Annotated in this window: 19 protein-coding genes; 10 read left to right on the top strand and 9 right to left on the bottom strand. The window is 61.2% G+C overall.

Annotated elements, in window-relative coordinates:
- Positions 1-209: 209 nt before the first annotated feature.
- From dnaK to RHE_RS00730, 3 genes are all read left to right on the top strand, one after another.
- On the top strand, positions 210-2,126 hold the full coding sequence (gene dnaK / locus RHE_RS00740) for a molecular chaperone DnaK (RefSeq protein ID WP_011423539.1): 1,917 nt from the start codon (positions 210-212) through the stop codon (positions 2,124-2,126).
- Between the two features lie 85 nt (positions 2,127-2,211).
- A complete protein-coding gene (dnaJ, locus tag RHE_RS00735) occupies positions 2,212-3,339 on the top strand; it encodes a molecular chaperone DnaJ (protein ID WP_011423538.1) in 1,128 nt (375 codons plus the stop codon).
- Between the two features lie 339 nt (positions 3,340-3,678).
- A complete protein-coding gene (locus tag RHE_RS00730; protein WP_041678799.1) occupies positions 3,679-3,879 on the top strand; it encodes a hypothetical protein in 201 nt (66 codons plus the stop codon).
- Positions 3,880-4,000: 121 nt separating this feature from the next.
- On the opposite strand, the gene RHE_RS00725 is transcribed toward RHE_RS00730, so the two are convergent.
- Positions 4,001-4,366, bottom strand: a complete 366-nt coding sequence (locus RHE_RS00725) for a helix-turn-helix domain-containing protein (RefSeq protein ID WP_011423536.1) — start codon at positions 4,364-4,366, stop codon at positions 4,001-4,003.
- Positions 4,367-4,748: 382 nt separating this feature from the next.
- On the opposite strand from RHE_RS00725, the gene recF reads away from it, so the two are divergent.
- From recF to RHE_RS00710, 3 genes are read left to right on the top strand one after another with little or no spacing between them, the layout of a single operon-like run.
- A complete protein-coding gene (gene recF, locus RHE_RS00720) occupies positions 4,749-5,873 on the top strand; it encodes a DNA replication/repair protein RecF (RefSeq protein WP_011423535.1) in 1,125 nt (374 codons plus the stop codon).
- Complete coding sequence (locus RHE_RS00715) at positions 5,870-6,688, top strand: molybdopterin-synthase adenylyltransferase MoeB (RefSeq protein ID WP_042117697.1); 819 nt, start codon at positions 5,870-5,872, stop codon at positions 6,686-6,688. Before recF ends, RHE_RS00715 begins: the two co-directional genes overlap by 4 nt.
- Positions 6,685-7,158 carry a GNAT family N-acetyltransferase gene (locus RHE_RS00710; RefSeq protein ID WP_011423533.1) on the top strand — a complete coding sequence of 158 codons (474 nt, stop codon included), beginning with the start codon at positions 6,685-6,687 and terminating at the stop codon, positions 7,156-7,158. The genes RHE_RS00715 and RHE_RS00710 overlap by 4 nt, the downstream gene beginning before the upstream one ends.
- Positions 7,159-7,189: 31 nt before the next feature.
- Here RHE_RS00710 and RHE_RS00705 read toward each other — a convergent pair whose 3' ends face one another.
- The gene (locus RHE_RS00705; RefSeq protein ID WP_011423532.1) at positions 7,190-8,191 is read right to left on the bottom strand and encodes a 2-hydroxyacid dehydrogenase; all 1,002 of its coding nucleotides are present in this window, start codon (positions 8,189-8,191) and stop codon (positions 7,190-7,192) included.
- Between the two features lie 185 nt (positions 8,192-8,376).
- On the opposite strand from RHE_RS00705, the gene RHE_RS00700 reads away from it, so the two are divergent.
- Positions 8,377-8,916, top strand: coding sequence for an SH3 domain-containing protein (locus tag RHE_RS00700; protein ID WP_011423530.1), 540 nt, complete (start codon positions 8,377-8,379; stop codon positions 8,914-8,916).
- Here the strand turns inward: RHE_RS00700 and RHE_RS00695 are convergent.
- The gene (locus RHE_RS00695) at positions 8,909-9,901 is read right to left on the bottom strand and encodes an adenosine kinase (protein ID WP_011423529.1); all 993 of its coding nucleotides are present in this window, start codon (positions 9,899-9,901) and stop codon (positions 8,909-8,911) included. The two genes, RHE_RS00700 and RHE_RS00695, sit on opposite strands and share 8 nt — an antisense overlap.
- Before the next feature lie 532 nt (positions 9,902-10,433).
- On the opposite strand from RHE_RS00695, the gene RHE_RS00690 reads away from it, so the two are divergent.
- A complete protein-coding gene (locus RHE_RS00690; RefSeq protein ID WP_020920077.1) occupies positions 10,434-11,381 on the top strand; it encodes an AEC family transporter in 948 nt (315 codons plus the stop codon).
- 70 nt (positions 11,382-11,451) lie between these two features.
- On the opposite strand, the gene RHE_RS00685 is transcribed toward RHE_RS00690, so the two are convergent.
- Positions 11,452-12,015 (bottom strand): c-type cytochrome, encoded by a 564-nt coding sequence (locus RHE_RS00685; protein WP_011423527.1) that lies wholly within the window; start codon positions 12,013-12,015, stop codon positions 11,452-11,454.
- 153 nt (positions 12,016-12,168) lie between these two features.
- Between RHE_RS00685 and RHE_RS00680 the strand changes: the two genes are divergently transcribed.
- Together RHE_RS00680 and RHE_RS00675 are read left to right on the top strand one after the other, a co-directional pair.
- The gene (locus RHE_RS00680) at positions 12,169-12,924 is read left to right on the top strand and encodes a 3-deoxy-manno-octulosonate cytidylyltransferase (RefSeq protein ID WP_011423526.1); all 756 of its coding nucleotides are present in this window, start codon (positions 12,169-12,171) and stop codon (positions 12,922-12,924) included.
- Between the two features lie 10 nt (positions 12,925-12,934).
- Positions 12,935-13,789, top strand: coding sequence for a prephenate dehydratase (locus RHE_RS00675; RefSeq protein ID WP_011423525.1), 855 nt, complete (start codon positions 12,935-12,937; stop codon positions 13,787-13,789).
- Positions 13,790-13,808: 19 nt separating this feature from the next.
- On the opposite strand, the gene RHE_RS00670 is transcribed toward RHE_RS00675, so the two are convergent.
- The 5 genes from RHE_RS00670 to RHE_RS00650 all read right to left on the bottom strand — a co-directional run bounded on the left by RHE_RS00670 (position 13,809) and on the right by RHE_RS00650 (position 16,769).
- Positions 13,809-14,177, bottom strand: coding sequence for a VOC family protein (locus RHE_RS00670; RefSeq protein ID WP_011423524.1), 369 nt, complete (start codon positions 14,175-14,177; stop codon positions 13,809-13,811).
- Between the two features lie 120 nt (positions 14,178-14,297).
- Positions 14,298-14,558: a hypothetical protein gene (locus RHE_RS00665; RefSeq protein WP_042117694.1), complete on the bottom strand. Its 261-nt coding sequence runs from the start codon at positions 14,556-14,558 to the stop codon at positions 14,298-14,300.
- A gap of 144 nt (positions 14,559-14,702) precedes the next feature.
- On the bottom strand, positions 14,703-15,398 hold the full coding sequence (locus RHE_RS00660; protein ID WP_011423523.1) for a helix-turn-helix transcriptional regulator: 696 nt from the start codon (positions 15,396-15,398) through the stop codon (positions 14,703-14,705).
- Between the two features lie 4 nt (positions 15,399-15,402).
- Positions 15,403-16,362 (bottom strand): NAD(+) diphosphatase, encoded by a 960-nt coding sequence (gene nudC / locus RHE_RS00655; RefSeq protein ID WP_011423522.1) that lies wholly within the window; start codon positions 16,360-16,362, stop codon positions 15,403-15,405.
- Entirely contained in the window at positions 16,359-16,769 is a 411-nt protein-coding gene (locus tag RHE_RS00650; protein ID WP_011423521.1) for an HIT domain-containing protein, read from the bottom strand. The genes nudC and RHE_RS00650 overlap by 4 nt, the downstream gene beginning before the upstream one ends.
- Positions 16,770-16,789: the final 20 nt, after the last annotated feature.

Here is a 16,789-nt window from a genome sequence, read left to right as displayed (position 1 = left end):
TTTCCCGGCTGCTGCGAAAATTGAAGGCAACACATTCGTTTTGCTGGATTCCGGGCTATTTCCCGCCTTGCAGTCCAGAAAACCGCTCCTTATATACGCCGCATCACCGCAATCACGATTGCGTAATCTCAAGTAGACCCATCCCGTAAGGGGCTGTCAGGGAAATGCCTTCTGGGGGTTCCGACAGCTTGCTTCAAGGAGAGAATGACATGGCAAAAGTAATTGGTATCGACCTCGGAACGACGAATTCCTGCGTCGCAGTCATGGACGGCAAGGACGCAAAGGTCATCGAGAATGCGGAAGGTGCGCGCACGACCCCTTCCATGGTGGCCTTTTCCGATGACGGCGAACGCCTCGTCGGCCAGCCGGCCAAGCGTCAGGCGGTCACCAACCCGACGAACACGCTCTTTGCAGTCAAGCGCCTGATCGGCCGCCGTTACGAAGATCCGACCGTCGAGAAGGACAAGCATCTCGTTCCCTTCAGCATCGTCAAGGGCGACAATGGCGACGCCTGGGTCGAAGCCAATGGCAAGGGCTACTCACCCGCACAGATTTCCGCAATGATCCTTCAGAAGATGAAGGAAACCGCCGAATCCTATCTCGGCGAAAAGGTCGAGAAGGCCGTTATCACCGTTCCCGCCTACTTCAACGACGCACAGCGCCAGGCAACCAAGGATGCCGGCAAGATCGCCGGTCTTGAAGTGCTCCGCATCATCAACGAGCCGACCGCCGCCGCTCTCGCCTACGGTCTCGACAAGAAGGACGGCAAGACGATCGCCGTCTACGACCTTGGCGGCGGCACCTTCGATATTTCGATCCTCGAGATCGGCGACGGCGTCTTCGAAGTGAAGTCCACCAACGGCGATACCTTCCTCGGCGGTGAAGACTTCGACATGCGTCTCGTCGAATATCTCGTTGCCGAATTCAAGAAGGACAACGGCATCGACCTGAAGAACGACAAGCTTGCCCTGCAGCGCCTCAAGGAAGCCGCGGAAAAGGCCAAGATCGAACTGTCGTCCTCGCAGCAGACCGAAATCAACCTGCCGTTCATCACGGCTGACGCCTCCGGCCCGAAGCATCTGACGCTGAAGCTGACGCGCGCCAAGCTCGAGAGCCTGGTCGACGATCTCGTCCAGCGCACGATCGCGCCCTGCAAGGCTGCCCTCAAGGATGCCGGCGTCACCGCTGCTGAAATCGACGAAGTCGTTCTCGTCGGCGGCATGAGCCGCATGCCGAAGGTGCAGGAAGTCGTCAAGCAGCTGTTCGGCAAGGAGCCGCACAAGGGCGTCAACCCGGATGAAGTGGTTGCGCTCGGCGCCGCCATCCAGGCCGGCGTTCTGCAGGGCGACGTCAAGGACGTCCTACTGCTCGACGTCACGCCGTTGTCGCTCGGCATCGAGACGCTCGGCGGCGTCTTCACCCGGCTGATCGAACGCAACACGACGATCCCGACGAAGAAGAGCCAGACCTTCTCGACCGCGGAAGACAACCAGCAGGCCGTCACCATCCGCGTCTCGCAGGGCGAGCGCGAAATGGCTGCCGACAACAAGCTGCTCGGCCAGTTCGACCTCGTCGGCCTGCCGCCGTCGCCACGCGGCGTGCCGCAGATCGAAGTCACCTTCGACATCGACGCAAACGGCATCGTGCAGGTTTCGGCCAAGGATAAGGGCACCGGCAAGGAACAGCAGATTCGCATCCAGGCCTCCGGCGGCCTTTCCGACGCCGACATCGAAAAGATGGTGAAGGATGCCGAATCCCATGCTGCCGAAGACAAGAAGCGCCGCGAGACCGTAGAAGCCAAGAACCAGGCCGAAAGCCTGATCCACTCCACGGAAAAGTCGCTGAAGGATTACGGCGACAAGGTCTCCGAAGCCGACCGCACCGCCATCTCGGATGCGATCGCCGCGCTGAAGTCCTCGACCGAGGCAACCGAAGCCGACGCCGAAGACATCAAGGCCAAGACCCAGACGCTCATGGAAGTTTCCATGAAGCTCGGCCAGGCGATCTATGAAGCACAGCAGGCCGAAGGCGGCGCTGCTGCCGATGCCTCCGCGGAAGGCGGCGACAATGTCGTCGACGCCGACTACGAGGAAATCAAGGACGACGACCGCAAGAAGTCCGCGTAATCCGCGGCGGCGTGGTTATGCTTCAACACCTGATCCGGCTGCTCACCATGGCAGCCGGAAATCCATTTCCGGGGTTTAATCCTTAATGGCAAAAGCGGACTTTTACGAAACTCTGGGTGTAGCCAAATCGGCGGACGAGAAAGAGCTGAAGAGCGCCTTCCGAAAGCTGGCGATGAAATATCATCCGGACAAAAACCCGGACGACAAGGAAGCCGAACGGAAGTTCAAGGAAATCAACGAAGCCTATGAAATGCTCAAGGACCCGCAGAAGCGGGCGGCCTATGATCGTTATGGCCACGCAGCCTTTGAGCATGGCGGCATGGGCGGCGGTGGCGGCGGCTTTGCCGGCGGCGGCTTCTCCGACATCTTCGAGGATATATTCGGCGAGATGATGGGCGGCGGACGGGGGCGCCAGCGCTCTGCGGGAGGCCGCGAGCGCGGCGCCGATCTTCGCTACAATATGGAAATTACGCTGGAAGAGGCTTTCTCGGGCAAGACGGCGCAGATCCGCGTTCCCACTTCCATCACCTGCGACGTCTGTTCGGGTTCGGGTGCCAAGCCCGGCACGCAGCCGAAGAACTGCGGCACCTGTCAGGGCACGGGTCGCGTGCGCGCGGCGCAGGGCTTCTTCTCGATCGAGCGGACCTGCCCGACCTGCCACGGCCGCGGCCAGATCATTCCCGATCCGTGTCCGAAGTGCCACGGCCAGGGCCGGGTGACGGAAGAGCGGTCGCTCTCCGTCAATATTCCCGCCGGCATCGAGGACGGCACGCGCATCCGCCTGCAGGGCGAGGGCGAAGCCGGGACTCGCGGCGGACCGGCCGGCGATCTTTATATCTTCCTGTCGGTGAAGCCGCATGAATTCTACCAGCGCGATGGAGCCGATCTCTATTGCGCTGTACCTATATCGATGACGACGGCGGCTCTCGGCGGAACCTTCGATGTCGCGACGCTCGACGGCACAAAATCGCGGGTGAGCGTGCCTGAGGGCACGCAGGCCGGCAAACAGTTCCGTCTTAAGGGCAAGGGCATGCCCGTGCTGCGTTCGGCGCAGACAGGCGACCTTTATATCCAGATCCAGATCGAGACACCGCAAAAGCTCACCAAGCGTCAGCGCGAACTACTGCAGGAATTCGAGCAGATTTCTTCCAAGGAGAACAATCCGGAGTCGACGGGTTTCTTTGCCCGGATGAAGGAATTCTTCGAAGGCTGAGCTGTCAGTCGATAGGCAATCGCGAAAGCCGGGGACGGAAACGTCTCCGGCTTTTTTGCTCGCGCAATCCTGATTTGGGACATGGACAGTTCACGCCAGGCAGATCTGTTCCGGATCGATACGGTGCCCGATCGGAACAGGAACTTGCGTTAACGCAGCCCGATGATGCCGCTTGCAAGTATTTCAAATGGCTTCAATCTTTGCCGTCGGCGCATGACCCGCGAGATCGGAATCGATATCAGCAAGGTTATGCGCAGTTTCAGAGCGACGGAGCGTCTCCAGCGCGTCCCATTGGACGCAGGCGCTCTGACGGGGACCACCGAAGCAAGAGTATCCATCATGGCGCCAGCCTTTTCCTCTCAGTCCGAAGATGTCGACGTTCTCGCCGGCGCAATCTACACATGGTGTGCCGAGCGCAATATCAAGCTTCGCAGCCAGCAGGGCCTTTCCATCGCCAGTATCGCGATCGACCTCTACCACGCCGGCCACCGGACGCAGGACGACCTGCTGACGGCGTTGCATGGGTGCGAGATTCACTGATTCACCAGCGAGTCGCGAAATGCTTCCGCGGCTGGGGACAGTCCGCCCGATATCGTTGGGAGGTCGTCCCTGTCTGAAGAAGCCTTGCTTTTCCTGAGGTCGACTGACCGCTTCGGCGGAGTCAGGCGGCGCTTTCGACCGCTTCGCCGCTCATGAGGGTAAGGATGGTCTTGACCGCTTCCTTGCCTGCAGTCGAGTTCAGCTTGTCGTAGCTCAGCGCCAGGGCATAGGCATCAGGGCTGAGTTCGATACGGCCGCCGAATTCCGATATATCCGTCCCCTCGAAGAGGGCGGAGATCTCGACCCCGAGAAAAACCGCGATCTGATGCAGCTTGCTGGCTGAAACGCGGTTCGTTCCCTTTTCATATTTCTGGATCTGCTGGAAAGTCAGTCCGAGTGCTTCACCGAGATCGAGCTGGGAAACACGACGAATGGCGCGAAGCTGTCTGATGTTGCGACCAACAATGATATCGACCGGATCTGGCACTGCACCACTCTCTTATACATGAACCTTTTGTTCACCATATCGTTTTCCCGAGATATCGCAACCCTGCAGTTGCAAAATTCAACCGACTTTTTCTGGGCATTACGTTACGTCAGCAGCCACCGAGGAATGCCGCGGAAGCCCTACCCTGCAAGCGATCCGAGAGCTGACGGCGATGACTGTCGTCGGCACGATGCCGAATCTCGGACGCCTCTGATGCGGTTGTATTTTTTGCGGGCTCGAGAAAACCGTACCGAAAAGTTCCGAAATCCATCGCGTTTACAATGCTTCCTCTGAAACGCGCGCGAGAGGCGGCGCGAAGCGGCGAGCTTGCCATCTGGGCCGCTTCGGCTTAGCTGTCACGCGTCATGAACCCGGATACGCAATGCCGCATAAGGTTTCTCTTTCCCGTCTGAAGCTGACAGACTTCCGCAATTATGCGGCCGCGAGCCTTAGTCTCGACGGTCGGCATGCCGTGCTGACCGGAGACAATGGCGCCGGCAAGACCAATCTCATGGAGGCGGTCTCGCTGCTTTCGCCCGGCCGCGGCCTGCGCCGAGCCGCCTATGGCGACATTACCCGTGTCGGCGCGGCCGGCGGCTTTTCGATCTTCGCGGCGCTTGACGGAATGGAGGGCGAGGTCGAGATCGGAACCGGCATAGAAGCGGGCGAGGAGACCACAGCCCGCCGGCTCCGCATCAACGGCACCCCGGCAAAAACCGCCGACGAGTTGACCGATCACCTGCGTCTTCTCTGGCTGATACCGGCGATGGATGGGCTCTTTACCGGCGCCTCCTCCGACCGCCGACGCTTTCTCGACAGGCTGGTGCTGTCGCTCGATCCTGCCCACGGCCGCCGCGCCAGCGATTTCGAGCGCGCCATGCGCAGCCGCAACAAGCTGCTGGACGACGGCCGCTTCGACCCTTCCTGGCTTGCGGGTATCGAAGAGCAGATGGCAAGCCTCGGCATCGCCATGGCGCTCGCCCGCCAGGAGATGCTCGGTCTATTGACCCGGCTGACCGAAGAAACGCTGGAGAGCTCGCCTTTCCCGTCGGCCTCACTGCAGCTCTCGGGCTTCATGGACGGTCAGTTCTCGCGCCCATCGGTCGACCTTGAGGACGATTATAGGGTGATGCTCGCCGAAAGCCGCTACCGCGATGCCGGCGCGGGGCGCACGCTGGAGGGACCGCATCGCACCGACCTCGTCGTCCATCACCGCGAAAAGGCGATGGAGGCGGCGCGTTGCTCCACCGGCGAGCAGAAAGCGCTGCTTGTCGGCCTGGTGCTTGCCCATGCGCGCCTTGTCGGCAATCTCACCGGTCATGCGCCGATCCTGCTGCTCGACGAGATCGCCGCGCATCTCGACGAGAACAGGCGCGCCGCGCTGTTCGACATCATCGACGGACTCGGTGGTCAGGCCTTTATGACCGGAACGGATCGGGGAATGTTCACGGCTCTCGGCGACAGGGCGCAGTTCTTTACGGTTGCGGACGGAAGGGTGTTCGGATGAGGGAGACAGCTTTTCCCGATGTCGAGGGCCATGCTACCATCGCCGCCATGGAACCTCTCAGCCCCGATGAAATCGCCCGGTATCAACGCCATATCCTGCTCCCCGAAATCGGCGGCGCAGGCCAGCAGAAACTCAAAGCCGCCCGCGTGCTGGTGATCGGCGCCGGCGGGCTCGGTGCGCCGATTCTGCAATATCTCGCCGCCGCCGGTATCGGCACGCTCGGCATCGTCGACGACGACCGGGTGTCGCTGTCCAATCTGCAGCGCCAGGTGATCCATGATTCCGGCACGATCGGCGAGCTGAAAACCGAAAGCGCCGCCTTGGCCATTGCCAGGCTCAATCCGCATGTGCGGCTCATCCGCTTCGAGGAACGCTTTTCTCGCGAGACTGCCCGGCGTCAATTATCCGGCTTCGATCTCCTGATCGACGGCTCCGACAATTTCGATACGCGTTATGCCGCGGCCGATGCGGCGGAGGAAGCACGTATCCCGCTCGTCACCGGCGCCGTCGGTCGTTTCGACGGTTCACTGACGGTGCTAAAACCTTATGAGACGGCTGACGACGGAGCACCCAACCCAGGCTATCGCGACCTGTTTCCCGAGGCGCCGCCGGCGGGTCTCATTCCCAGCTGCGCTGAAGCCGGCATTATCGGCGCGCTCACCGGCGTCATCGGCACGATGATGGCGATGGAGGCGATCAAGCTCATCACCGGCGCCGGCGAGCCGCTGATCGGGCGGCTGCTGCTTTACGACGCACTCTTGGCCCGGTTCGAAACCGTGCGCTACAAGCGCCGACGCGCAAGGCAGGCCGGATGACGATTATCCGCCTCGATCCGAGCTTCACGCGCTGGGACGAGTTGCTCGCCCTCATCCTCACGGCCTTCGCTTCGATGAACGGCAGGATCGATCCGCCGTCCTCGGCGCTCCGTCTGACGGCGGAGGCGCTGGCAGCAAAGGCTGAGGCCGAGATCGGCCATGTCGTCATCGACGATGGTAAACTGACCGGCTGCCTGTTTCTGCGGCCGGAGGCCGATTGTCTCTATGTCGGCAAGCTCGCGGTTCTGCCGGCGGCGCAAGGCAAGGGCCTCGGCAGGCGTTTGCTGGCAGTTGCCGAGGAGACGGCCGCAGAATTCGGCCTTGCCGCCTTGCGTCTGGAGACACGCATCGAGCTTACCGACAATCACGCCGTCTTTGCCGCCTGGGGATTTTCCAGAACCGCCGAGAAGGCCCATCCTGGTTTCACCAGGACGACCTTCGTCGAGATGCGGAAGATCCTTACTCGCTGACGCGCATCGACCGATCGGCTCTCCGAATAGCTCAACGGCCAGGCAGCACCCGATTCGGCGGTCTGTGGCCGTCGATGAACGTGCGGATATTGATGATGACCTTGTCGCCCATGTCGATGCGGCCTTCGATCGTCGCCGAGCTCATATGCGGCAGCAGCACGACCTTGCCCTCGTTGGCGAGTTTGACGAGCTTCGGATTGACGGCAGGCTCGTTCTCGAAAACATCGAGGCCGGCGCCGGCGATCCTGCCCTCTCTCAGGCACTTGATCAGCGCGGTTTCGTCGACGACGTCGCCGCGCGCCGTATTGACGAGATAGGCCGTCGGCTGCAGCAGTGCCAGGCGGCGCGCCGAAATCAGGTGAAAGGTTGCCGGTGTCGAGGGGCAGTTGATCGAGACGATGTCGACGCGGGCCAGCATCTGGTCGAGGCTTTCCCAATAGGTTGCCTCCAACTCGTCCTCGACCGCCGGATTGACGCGCTTGCGGTTGTGGTAGTGAATCGAAAGACCAAAAGCCTTGGCGCGGCGGGCCACCGCCGTGCCGATTCGCCCCATGCCGACGATGCCGATCCGCTTGCCGTGAATGCGCCGGCCGAGCATCCAGGTCGGAGACCAGCCGGCCCACTCGCCCGGCTTGTCGGTCAGGATCCGCGCCCCTTCGCCGAGCCGCCTCGGGACCGCGAGAATCAGCGCCATTGTCATATCGGCAGTGTCCTCGGTCAGGACGTTCGGCGTATTGGTGACGGTGATGCCCTTGCGCGCCGCCGCCTCGACGTCGATGTGGTCGGTGCCGTTGGAGAAGCTGGCAATCAGCTTCATCTGCGGTCCCGCCTCATCGATCAGCGCCGCATCGATGCGATCGGTGACCGTCGGCACCAGCACGTCGGCGGTCCGCACAGCGGCGATAAGCTCGGGAACGGAGCGCGGCGCGTCATCGATGTTCAGCTCGGCATCGAAGAGCTCCCGCATTCGGGTTTCGACGGCATCCGGCAACTTGCGGGTAATATAGACCTTCGGTTTTTTCTTCGCTGTCATGGCTGCCTGCGGTGCCTTGTTCAGAGGTCTTTAACCAAGAGGGGTGATAATTTTCCCGTTCCGGGCATTTTCTACCAGACCCGCACGCGAAGACAAACAAAACTCGTGGTGCAGCCGGGGAATGTCAAAGCCCGGACCGCGTGCAGGCCGGACTTGCCCGCGAATTCGAGCAAACGGAAGCCTCCATGCGCAGCAAAGTCCTGAAGTCCTGCCTCGCCCTCGCGATCGCTCTGGCCGCATCGATGGGAACCTTAGAATTTGCTCATGCGCAGGCGGCCAAGGGGCCGAGCGGCCTGCCATTGCCGCGCTTCGTCACATTGAAATCGAAGCGCGTCAACCTGCGCATCGGCCCGGGAACGGATTTCGCCGTATCGTGGATGTACCTGAAATCCGGCCTGCCAGTGGAAATCATCCAGGAATACGACAACTGGCGCCGCATCCGCGATGCCGACGGCACTGAAGGCTGGGTCAATCAGTCGCTGCTGTCGGGCCAGCGCGCGGCGATCGCCGCGCCCTGGATGAAGACGAAGGGCAAGGGGGTCTATGTCAATCTGCGCCGCGAGGCGCAGCCCTCCGCCTCGATCGTCGCCAAGCTCGAACCCGGCGTGATGCTGACGATCGGCGAATGCAACGGCGATTGGTGCCACGCAGAGACCGACGGCGCCGCGGGCTGGGTGGCCCAGTCGGAAATCTGGGGCGCCTATCCCGGCGAAGCCTTCAAATAAGCCCCGCTTGTTTGGCGGCCTCGGAAAGCGAAGTCATCGGGCGTGGGCCGATCTGCTGAATGACAATACCGGCGGCGAGACAACCGAGCTTCCCGCAATCCTCCAGGGACCGTCCCTGCGTGTAGCCATAGAGGAAGCCGGAGGCAAACAGGTCGCCGGCACCCGTTGTATCCACAACTTCCCGGATCCTGATCGCATTGACGTAATAACGCTCCCGGCCCTTCAGGATGACGGCGCCGTTCTCGCTCATCGTCACGGCGGCGATCTTGCAGTCCGCGGCGATCCTGTTCAGCGCCTCTTCGAAATCGTCGGTCTGGTAAAGCGACAGCGCCTCCTGGCGATTGGCAAAGACGATATCGACCTTGCCGGAGCGCATCAGATCGAGGAACTCTCCGCGGTACCGGTCGACGCAGAAACTGTCGGACAGCGTCATCGACATTTCCCGGCCGTGTTGATGGGCGATGCGGGCGCAATCGAGAATCGCCTCCTTGGCGCGCGGCGGATCCCACAGATAACCTTCGAAATAAGTGACCTTGGCATCGGCAACGACATCGGCTTCGACATCCTCAGGACCGAGTTCGACGCATGCGCCGAGATAGGTATTCATCGAACGCTCGCCATCCTCGGTGACGAAGATCATCGAGCGCGCCGTCGGCGGGAAGGCGCCCTTCGGCTTCGTCTGATAGTGGACGCCCTGAGCGCGGATGTCGTGGGTAAAGATGTCTCCGAGCTGATCTGCGGCGACATTGCCGAAATAGGCGGCCTTGCCGCCGAGATTAGCAACGCCCGCCGCCGTGTTGCCGGCGCTGCCGCCGGAGGCTTCCAGTGCCGGTCCCATGCGCGAATACAAGAGTTCGGCGCGTTCGGCGTCGATGAGGTTCATCGCCGCCTTCGTGATCTGGTTGTCAATTAGGAACTGGTCGTTGCAACGGGAGATGATATCCACGATTGCGTTGCCGACCGTCAGAACATCGAATCTTGTCATGAAATGGGGGGTCCCGGATTTGTGATATCAGGGGTTCGGTCTTAGCGAAATTTCCGCGGTTTGGAAGGAAAATTGGTGAATGGCGCATCTTTCTTCGCAAAGAAGCCGCTTATTCGTCATGCGCCTGTCATCTTCGAAATCTAGAAATACTCGCAGGAAGACCGGCATGAGCAGCTTTCAGTTGCAGCCGGGCGCCCGAGGGATGATCCCTTCGATCTTACCGGCACGATGCTGACCACGGATGAACTTGGCAGCCTCGTGATCCGGATATCCGGCAAGGCCGGAGCGGAAAAGCGGGCTGTGCCCTGGCTGTGCCCGCTTTTTTTCTTGCGGAGAGCTCCGCGGCCGGAGCGGGCGGCGCTTGCCTTTTCAATTCGAGCCTTTTGCTGCTTGAGCGCCGTGCATCCAATCGGACGCAAAGGAGGATCTCACTTTTTAAATCTACGCATCGGACCTACCAAAATCGATTCCGATTTTCAGGCCGATGCTGTAGAGGTCGGATACTCCCCTCCCCTGCAGAGCATCCTGCCTCATGTCAGCCATCATTCTCGACGTCCTTCCCATCTTCATCCTGATCCTCATCGGCTGGGTGATCGTTCGCAGCGGCCTGATGACGTCGAATGTCGGCGACGCGCTCAGCGAATTCGTCTTCAAGATCGCCGTGCCGCTTCTGCTCTTCCGCACCATCGCCGAAGCGGATTTCCACGGTGCCTCGCCTTTCCGGCTCTGGATCGTCTATTTCTCCGGTGTCGCTATCACCTGGACGGCCGGGCATATCGCCGCCACGCGGCTTTTCGGCCGCGACGAACGGATCGGCGTTCTCGCCGGGGTGTCTTCAGCTTTCGCCAACAACGTCTTCATCGGGCTGCCGCTCGTTCAGCGGACCATCGGCGACGAAGGGCTCGTGGCGTTGTCGATCCTGCTTGCCGTGCATCTGCCTGTCATGATGGTCGCCGGCACAGTGCTGATGGAGCATGCGGAGCGCAAGATCGCCGGCAAAAGCGATCGCAGCATGCTCTTCGTGCTTCGCCAGATCGCCATCAATCTCATACGGAATCCGCTGGTGATCGGGCTTGCGGCCGGCATGGCCATGCACCTTTCCGGCCTCACCATGACGGCGACGCTGGCGACGGTCGTCAATCAGATCGCCGGCATTGCCGGTCCGGCGGCGCTGATCTCGCTCGGCATGGCGCTGGAGCGATACGGCGTCTCCGGCAATTTCGGCATTGCCAGCGTCACCTCGAGCTTAAAGCTGCTGCTGCTGCCCGGTTGCGTCTGGGCAGCGAGCCATCTCCTCGGCCTCAGCCCCGCATGGACGGCAGCGATCGTGCTGACCTCGTCGGTGCCGACAGGCGTCAACGCCTGGCTGATCGCCAACCGGTTCGGCGTCGGTCACAGCCTCGCCGCCTCGACGATCACGGTGACAACGGCGCTCGGCGCCCTCACGGTCTCGCTCTGGGCTTATTTCCTGGGCGCCTGAGCGGCTCTCGGCATGATAAGAAAAGCCCGGCTTGCGGGCCGGGCTTCCATGAATGCGATCATCCTGCCGTTCACTGCGTGGCCGTCTTCGGATCCGGCAGCGGCACCGGCGAATCGGCGAGCGTGTGCAGGTAGAGGATGACGTTGGCGCGGTCCTGATCCTTCGGCAGACCGGCAAAGCCCATCGCGGTGCCGGGAACGTCCTTCTTCGGCGCCAGCAGGAACTTGTTGAGGTTTTCGAAGGTCCACTTCTCGCTGCTGCCCTTTGAGAAATCCTTCATCGCGGAGGAATAGGCGAAACCTTCATGCGAGGCGATCGGGCGATCTACGACACCAAAGAGGTTCGGACCGACCTTGTTCGGTCCGCCTTTGGTGCCGTCATGACAGGCCTGACACTTCTTGAAGACCGCTTCACCGGCCTTGGCATCTGCAGAAGCGAGCAACTGCGCAATCGGGACGGCAGCGGCCGTCGCAGCTTCGCCACCGGCGGCAGGCGCCTCTTCGGCGACGATCGCGAAACCTTCCTTCTCCGGCGCTTCGGAATGGAAGATCCCCTCGGACGCGATGGAGACCGACATCAGAACGAAAATCGTTCCGAGCAGCGCCCCCACGGCCGTATTGACGTATGAATTCATCTGCAATGCTCCCCTTGCAGCCGGCAGACCAGAACCGGACCATCTTGAAATCGCGCGGAACCTATGTCTTTTGACTGTTCGTTGCAACTGTCTAAATGGTCTTATGCGTGAGACTTTTTGACACTTTCCAGCCCGGAATAGAAGGCCAGAACAATGGGTGATTCAAATTTCGACGACGTGCTTGTATTGATCCCGGCACGGATGGCCTCCACTCGGCTTCCGGGCAAGCCGCTCGCCGACATTTGCGGACTGCCGATGATCGTGCAGGTGGCGATGCGCGCAAAAGAAGCCGAAATCGGCCGGGTCGTCGTCGCCGTCGACGACCCGCAGGTGTTCGACACGGTGGCGGCCGCCGGCTTCGAAGTCGTCATGACCAGCAAGGATCATCAATCCGGCTCCGACCGCATCTTCGAGGCGCTGAAGAAGATCGATCCGGACGGCAAGGCAAAGTTCATCGTCAACGTCCAGGGCGACCTGCCGACGATCGAGCCGGAAACGGTGCGGGCGGCCTTGCGCCCCCTCGAGAACGAAGCGGTCGATATCGGCACGCTGACCATCGAAATCGATAATGAGGAGGACAAGACCGCGCCGCACATCGTCAAGGTCATCGGCTCGCCGATTTCCGACAACCGCCTGCGCGGCCTCTACTTCACTCGTGCGACGGCGCCATACGGCAAGGGGCCGCTTTACCATCATATCGGCCTCTATGCCTACCGGCGCGCTGCGCTCGAACGGTTCGTCTCACTCGGCCCGTCGACGCTTGAAAGGCGAGAATCGCTGGAGCAGCTGCGGGCACTGGAGGCTGGCATGCGCATCGATGCCGAGATCGTTGACACGGTTCCGCTCGGTGTCGATACTCCGGCCGACCTCGAAAAAGCGCGGCGAATCCTCTCTGCACGGCAGAATTGACGGGACTATCATGAACATCAAGACCAACAGGATCGCCTTCCAGGGCGAATTCGGCGCCAATTCCGACATGGCCTGCCGCGACATGTTTCCGACTATGGAGCCGCTGCCCTGCCAGACTTTCGAGGATGCCTTCACGGCGGTCGACAATGGCGACGCCGATATCGCGATGATCCCGATCGAGAACACCATTGCCGGACGCGTCGCCGATATCCACCATCTGCTGCCGGATTCGCGGCTGCATATCATCGGCGAATATTTCATGCCGATCCGCTTTCAGCTGATGGTGTTGCCCGGGGTCACCAAGGATGAGATCCGCACGGTGCACAGCCATATCCACGCACTCGGACAGTGCCGCAAGATCGTGCGCGCTCACGGCTGGAAGCCTGTTATCGCCGGCGATACGGCGGGGGCGGCAAAACTCGTAAAGGAAACCGGCGATCGCTCGATGGCGGCGCTTGCTCCGCGCCTCGCCGCCGATCTCTACGGGCTGGAGATCGTCGCCGAGAATGTCGAGGATACGGAAAACAACGTCACCCGTTTCGTGATCCTGTCCCGCGATGAGGAATGGGCACAACGCACTTCGGCTGAGGAAAAGGTCGTCACCACCTTCGTCTTCAACGTTCGCAACATTCCGGCCGCGCTCTACAAGGCGCTCGGTGGGTTTGCGACGAACAACATCAACATGACGAAGCTCGAAAGCTATCAGCTCGGCGGAAAATTCGTGGCGACGCAATTCTACGCCGATATCGAGGGCCATCCGAACGATCCAAACGTTCGCCGGGCCTTGGAGGAGCTGCGTTTCTTTTCCGAAAAGGTGCGCATCCTCGGCGTCTACAAGGGGCATGTGATGCGAGGCCTGCTTTAACAGACCTCGCGCTCTCTCATTATTTATCGGGCTCGCAGACGCGCAGCCGATGCCCGTCCGGGTCGAGCACGACGAAGGTTGGGCCGAAATCGAGTTCGGTCAGTTCCTGGGCAATCGGCAGACCGCGCTGACGCCAGTCATCATATTGCCTGGCGACGGCATTTTCTCCCGCCAGCATGAAGGCAACTTCGCCTCGATTGCCGATGGCGGAGGGCTGCGGTTCGACCTTGCTGCGCCGCCAGAGACCAAGGGTGAAGCCGCCATCGAGCGGGAAGGCGACGAAATTCGGCGCTTCCACGGCCGGTTCGCGGCTCAGGAGGTTCCGGTAGAAGCTGGCGCTCTCCGCCGGATCCTTGACATAGAGGATTATCAGATTGGGGCTGGTCATTTCGGTTCTCCCGTTGCTGTAAGTTGAATCTCTCCTGCTGCCAGTTTATGGCAGCAGGAAACAAAAGGCGCTGCGAAAGCAACGCCCGTTCTCGTTAAGCGGATGAGCTGGAAATCAGGTTTAGAGCGGGAACCGGTCGTGGAGGCGCGGGTTGCGCCCATCCATGAAACCGAGGTCGCGTTTCCGGGAATCCGGCATGGCTTCGATATCGAGTTTTGAGCGGCTTCCCTCGGAGATCGGGAAAAAGCTCATAACCAGGCGCATTAGGCCGGAGCCTGTCGACTGCCGGACGTCGGCAAAAGTTTCGGCCGAAATGATATCGGCAAAGCTGTCGGTGGCGAAGCGATCGCCGGCCTGTTGAATGACTGGAGGCGTTACCATGATCAGTACTCCTTCCCCAGCGCATCGGCACGATGCGCAAAACCCTGGATGTCACAGCGTCCTTGCGCGTCCGAAGACGCGCGGCGCGGTAGTGAACTGAGACTGATAATAACTCTCCCTGCTGACAGTTTATGGCAGCAGCGTTCAGGTCTCCAGCGGCACGTCCTGCGTCTCGCGCCATTCCTTTAGGAGCACCGTGCGGCGCCGGGGATAACGCGTCTCGTGGACCGCCATATCGATGATGCGATCGGTGCGGAAATGGCGGAAATCCTGGCGCAGTTCGCACCAGGCCATGATGATGCGCACATGCTCGAAATAGCCGAGCGCGAAGGGCCAGACACGGCGGCGGGAGATACGGCCCTGCTCGTCGCCGTAATGAAGTTCGAGCACGCGCTCCAGACGGATTGCCTTGCGGATAGCCGAAACATCAGCCCTGTCCTCGTCCTGGCGCTTGCGGCCGACGAAGAGTGTCGCCGAATCGACCATTTCACGCATATCGGCCGGCAGCACGGCGACGATTTTGGCGAGCGCATCGGCGCCGGCGCCGGCAAGGCGCGGCTCGGCGGCGCGGGCTACCCAGCGCGAACCGAGCACCAAGGCTTCCAGCTCTTCTTCGGAAAACATCATCGGCGGCAGCATAAAGCCGGGCTTCAGCACATAGCCGATGCCCGCTTCGCCTTCGATCATCGCGCCCTGGGCCTGCAGGCTGGCAATATCGCGATAGAGCGTGCGCAGGCTGACGCCGGTTTCCTGGGCAAGAACAGTTCCGGTCACCGGCCGCCGATAACGCCGAAGCGTCTGCAGCAGCGTCAGCAGCCGTTCCGAGCGGGCGACCGGCATGGCGCTACCGCTTCCACTCCGCCCAGTCTCGCATCAGGCGGTGGGCAATCGCCCCTTTTGGTGGAGAGGCCTTGCCGATCGCACTCGGGCGTTCCAGCATCTCGATGGTTTCCTCGCGGGTGAACCAGCGGCAATCCTCAAGTTCCGCCTCGTCGCGCGTAATTTCGGTGGATTTGGCTTCCGCGTAACAGCCGATCATCAGCGAATGCGGCATCGGCCAGGGCTGCGAAGCGTGATAGCGGATGCGGCCGGTGCGGATGCCCGATTCCTCCAGCGTTTCGCGGCGCACGGCATTCTCGATGGTCTCGCCGGGTTCGACGAAGCCAGCAAGGCAGGAATACATGCCGGGCGCAAAATGCGGGCTGCGGCCGAGCAGGCAGAGGCCGCGCTGCTCATCGATCGTCAGCATGATGACGACGGGGTCGGTTCGGGGGAAGATCATGTGTTCGCAGGCGGTGCAGACGCGCTTGTAGCCGCCGATATGAATCTCCATCGCCGCGCCGCAGCGGCCGCAGAAGCGATTGTCGCCATTCCAGCGGATGAGGCTTGCGGCCTGGGCGAATTCGCCGAGCAAGACTTCGTCGATCAGCATCTCGCGAAACAGCGTGCGGCCGTCGGCGGGCTTGTATTGGCTGGCGAGGTCGTCGACGTCGATGCCGACGGGAACGGCAAGGCGCGGCTCGCCTGATTTGCGGTAGCCGAGCAGCACGGTCTCATCCCAATTCGGCTGCAATTCCTGCAGTTCGTAACGGGCAAACAGCGGATCGAGCACCTGGCCGTCATGTTTCAGCACCAGCTTGTCCCCAGCGAAGGCGAAGATATGGGTACCGTCCTTTGCCAGCGCCCTTTCGACGGAATGTTCGTCGCGGTGTTCGGAATCGCGATTGAGGTCATTGGCGGCAAAGGCAGTGAGATTGCTGGGTTCCGGATGGGGCACATCCGAATCGAAAAGCGAATGGTTCATGATGAAAGGGCTTCCCGCAGCTTTGCTGTGAATTCGTCTCTCCTTGCGTCCTCGTAAGGCTCCGCGCGCCCGAAACCCCAGACGGGACCCGGCCAGTTGGCATCGCCTTCGAAGCGGGCAATGACATGAACATGAAGCTGGCGGACGATGTTGCCAAGAGCCCCGACATTGATTTTTGTCGCGCCGGTAATCTGCTTGAGCGCTTTGGCGACGAGCTCCGTCTCGAAGGCAAGCAGCACCTGGTCGAGCGGCGTCAGCTCGAAGATTTCGCTGATATCGGCCCGGCGCGGCACAAGAATGAGCCAGGGCCAGCGGGCATCCCTCGACAATCTCAGATCACAGAGGCCTGTGACCATGACGCTGGTGCTGTCGTTTCCCAGCCGGGGGTCGAGCGTAAAGCCTTTCAAGGGACATTCCTCCTGTCTTT

The sequence above is a fragment of the Rhizobium etli CFN 42 genome, assembly GCF_000092045.1.
GTDB lineage: Bacteria > Pseudomonadota > Alphaproteobacteria > Rhizobiales > Rhizobiaceae > Rhizobium > Rhizobium etli.
This window is presented reverse-complemented; position numbering and strand designations above follow the sequence as displayed.

Bases quoted from the DNA above. Each gene is read 5' to 3' on its own strand.
- dnaK (WP_011423539.1), top strand. From the start codon at position 210: ATGGCAAAAGTAATTGGTATCGACCTCGGAACGACGAATTCCTGCGTC.
- RHE_RS00705 (WP_011423532.1), bottom strand. From the start codon at position 8,191: ATGACAGCGAAGAAAAAACCGAAGGTCTATATTACCCGCAAGTTGCCG.
- RHE_RS00730 (WP_041678799.1), top strand. From the start codon at position 3,679: ATGGCGCCAGCCTTTTCCTCTCAGTCCGAAGATGTCGACGTTCTCGCC.
- RHE_RS00715 (WP_042117697.1), top strand. From the start codon at position 5,870: ATGAGGGAGACAGCTTTTCCCGATGTCGAGGGCCATGCTACCATCGCC.
- RHE_RS00675 (WP_011423525.1), top strand. From the start codon at position 12,935: ATGAACATCAAGACCAACAGGATCGCCTTCCAGGGCGAATTCGGCGCC.
- RHE_RS00700 (WP_011423530.1), top strand. From the start codon at position 8,377: ATGCGCAGCAAAGTCCTGAAGTCCTGCCTCGCCCTCGCGATCGCTCTG.
- RHE_RS00665 (WP_042117694.1), bottom strand. From the start codon at position 14,558: ATGGTAACGCCTCCAGTCATTCAACAGGCCGGCGATCGCTTCGCCACC.
- RHE_RS00710 (WP_011423533.1), top strand. From the start codon at position 6,685: ATGACGATTATCCGCCTCGATCCGAGCTTCACGCGCTGGGACGAGTTG.
- recF (WP_011423535.1), top strand. From the start codon at position 4,749: ATGCCGCATAAGGTTTCTCTTTCCCGTCTGAAGCTGACAGACTTCCGC.
- RHE_RS00685 (WP_011423527.1), bottom strand. From the start codon at position 12,015: ATGAATTCATACGTCAATACGGCCGTGGGGGCGCTGCTCGGAACGATT.
- dnaJ (WP_011423538.1), top strand. From the start codon at position 2,212: ATGGCAAAAGCGGACTTTTACGAAACTCTGGGTGTAGCCAAATCGGCG.
- RHE_RS00670 (WP_011423524.1), bottom strand. From the start codon at position 14,177: ATGACCAGCCCCAATCTGATAATCCTCTATGTCAAGGATCCGGCGGAG.
- nudC (WP_011423522.1), bottom strand. From the start codon at position 16,362: ATGAACCATTCGCTTTTCGATTCGGATGTGCCCCATCCGGAACCCAGC.
- RHE_RS00680 (WP_011423526.1), top strand. From the start codon at position 12,169: ATGGGTGATTCAAATTTCGACGACGTGCTTGTATTGATCCCGGCACGG.
- RHE_RS00695 (WP_011423529.1), bottom strand. From the start codon at position 9,901: ATGACAAGATTCGATGTTCTGACGGTCGGCAACGCAATCGTGGATATC.
- RHE_RS00690 (WP_020920077.1), top strand. From the start codon at position 10,434: ATGTCAGCCATCATTCTCGACGTCCTTCCCATCTTCATCCTGATCCTC.
- RHE_RS00660 (WP_011423523.1), bottom strand. From the start codon at position 15,398: ATGCCGGTCGCCCGCTCGGAACGGCTGCTGACGCTGCTGCAGACGCTT.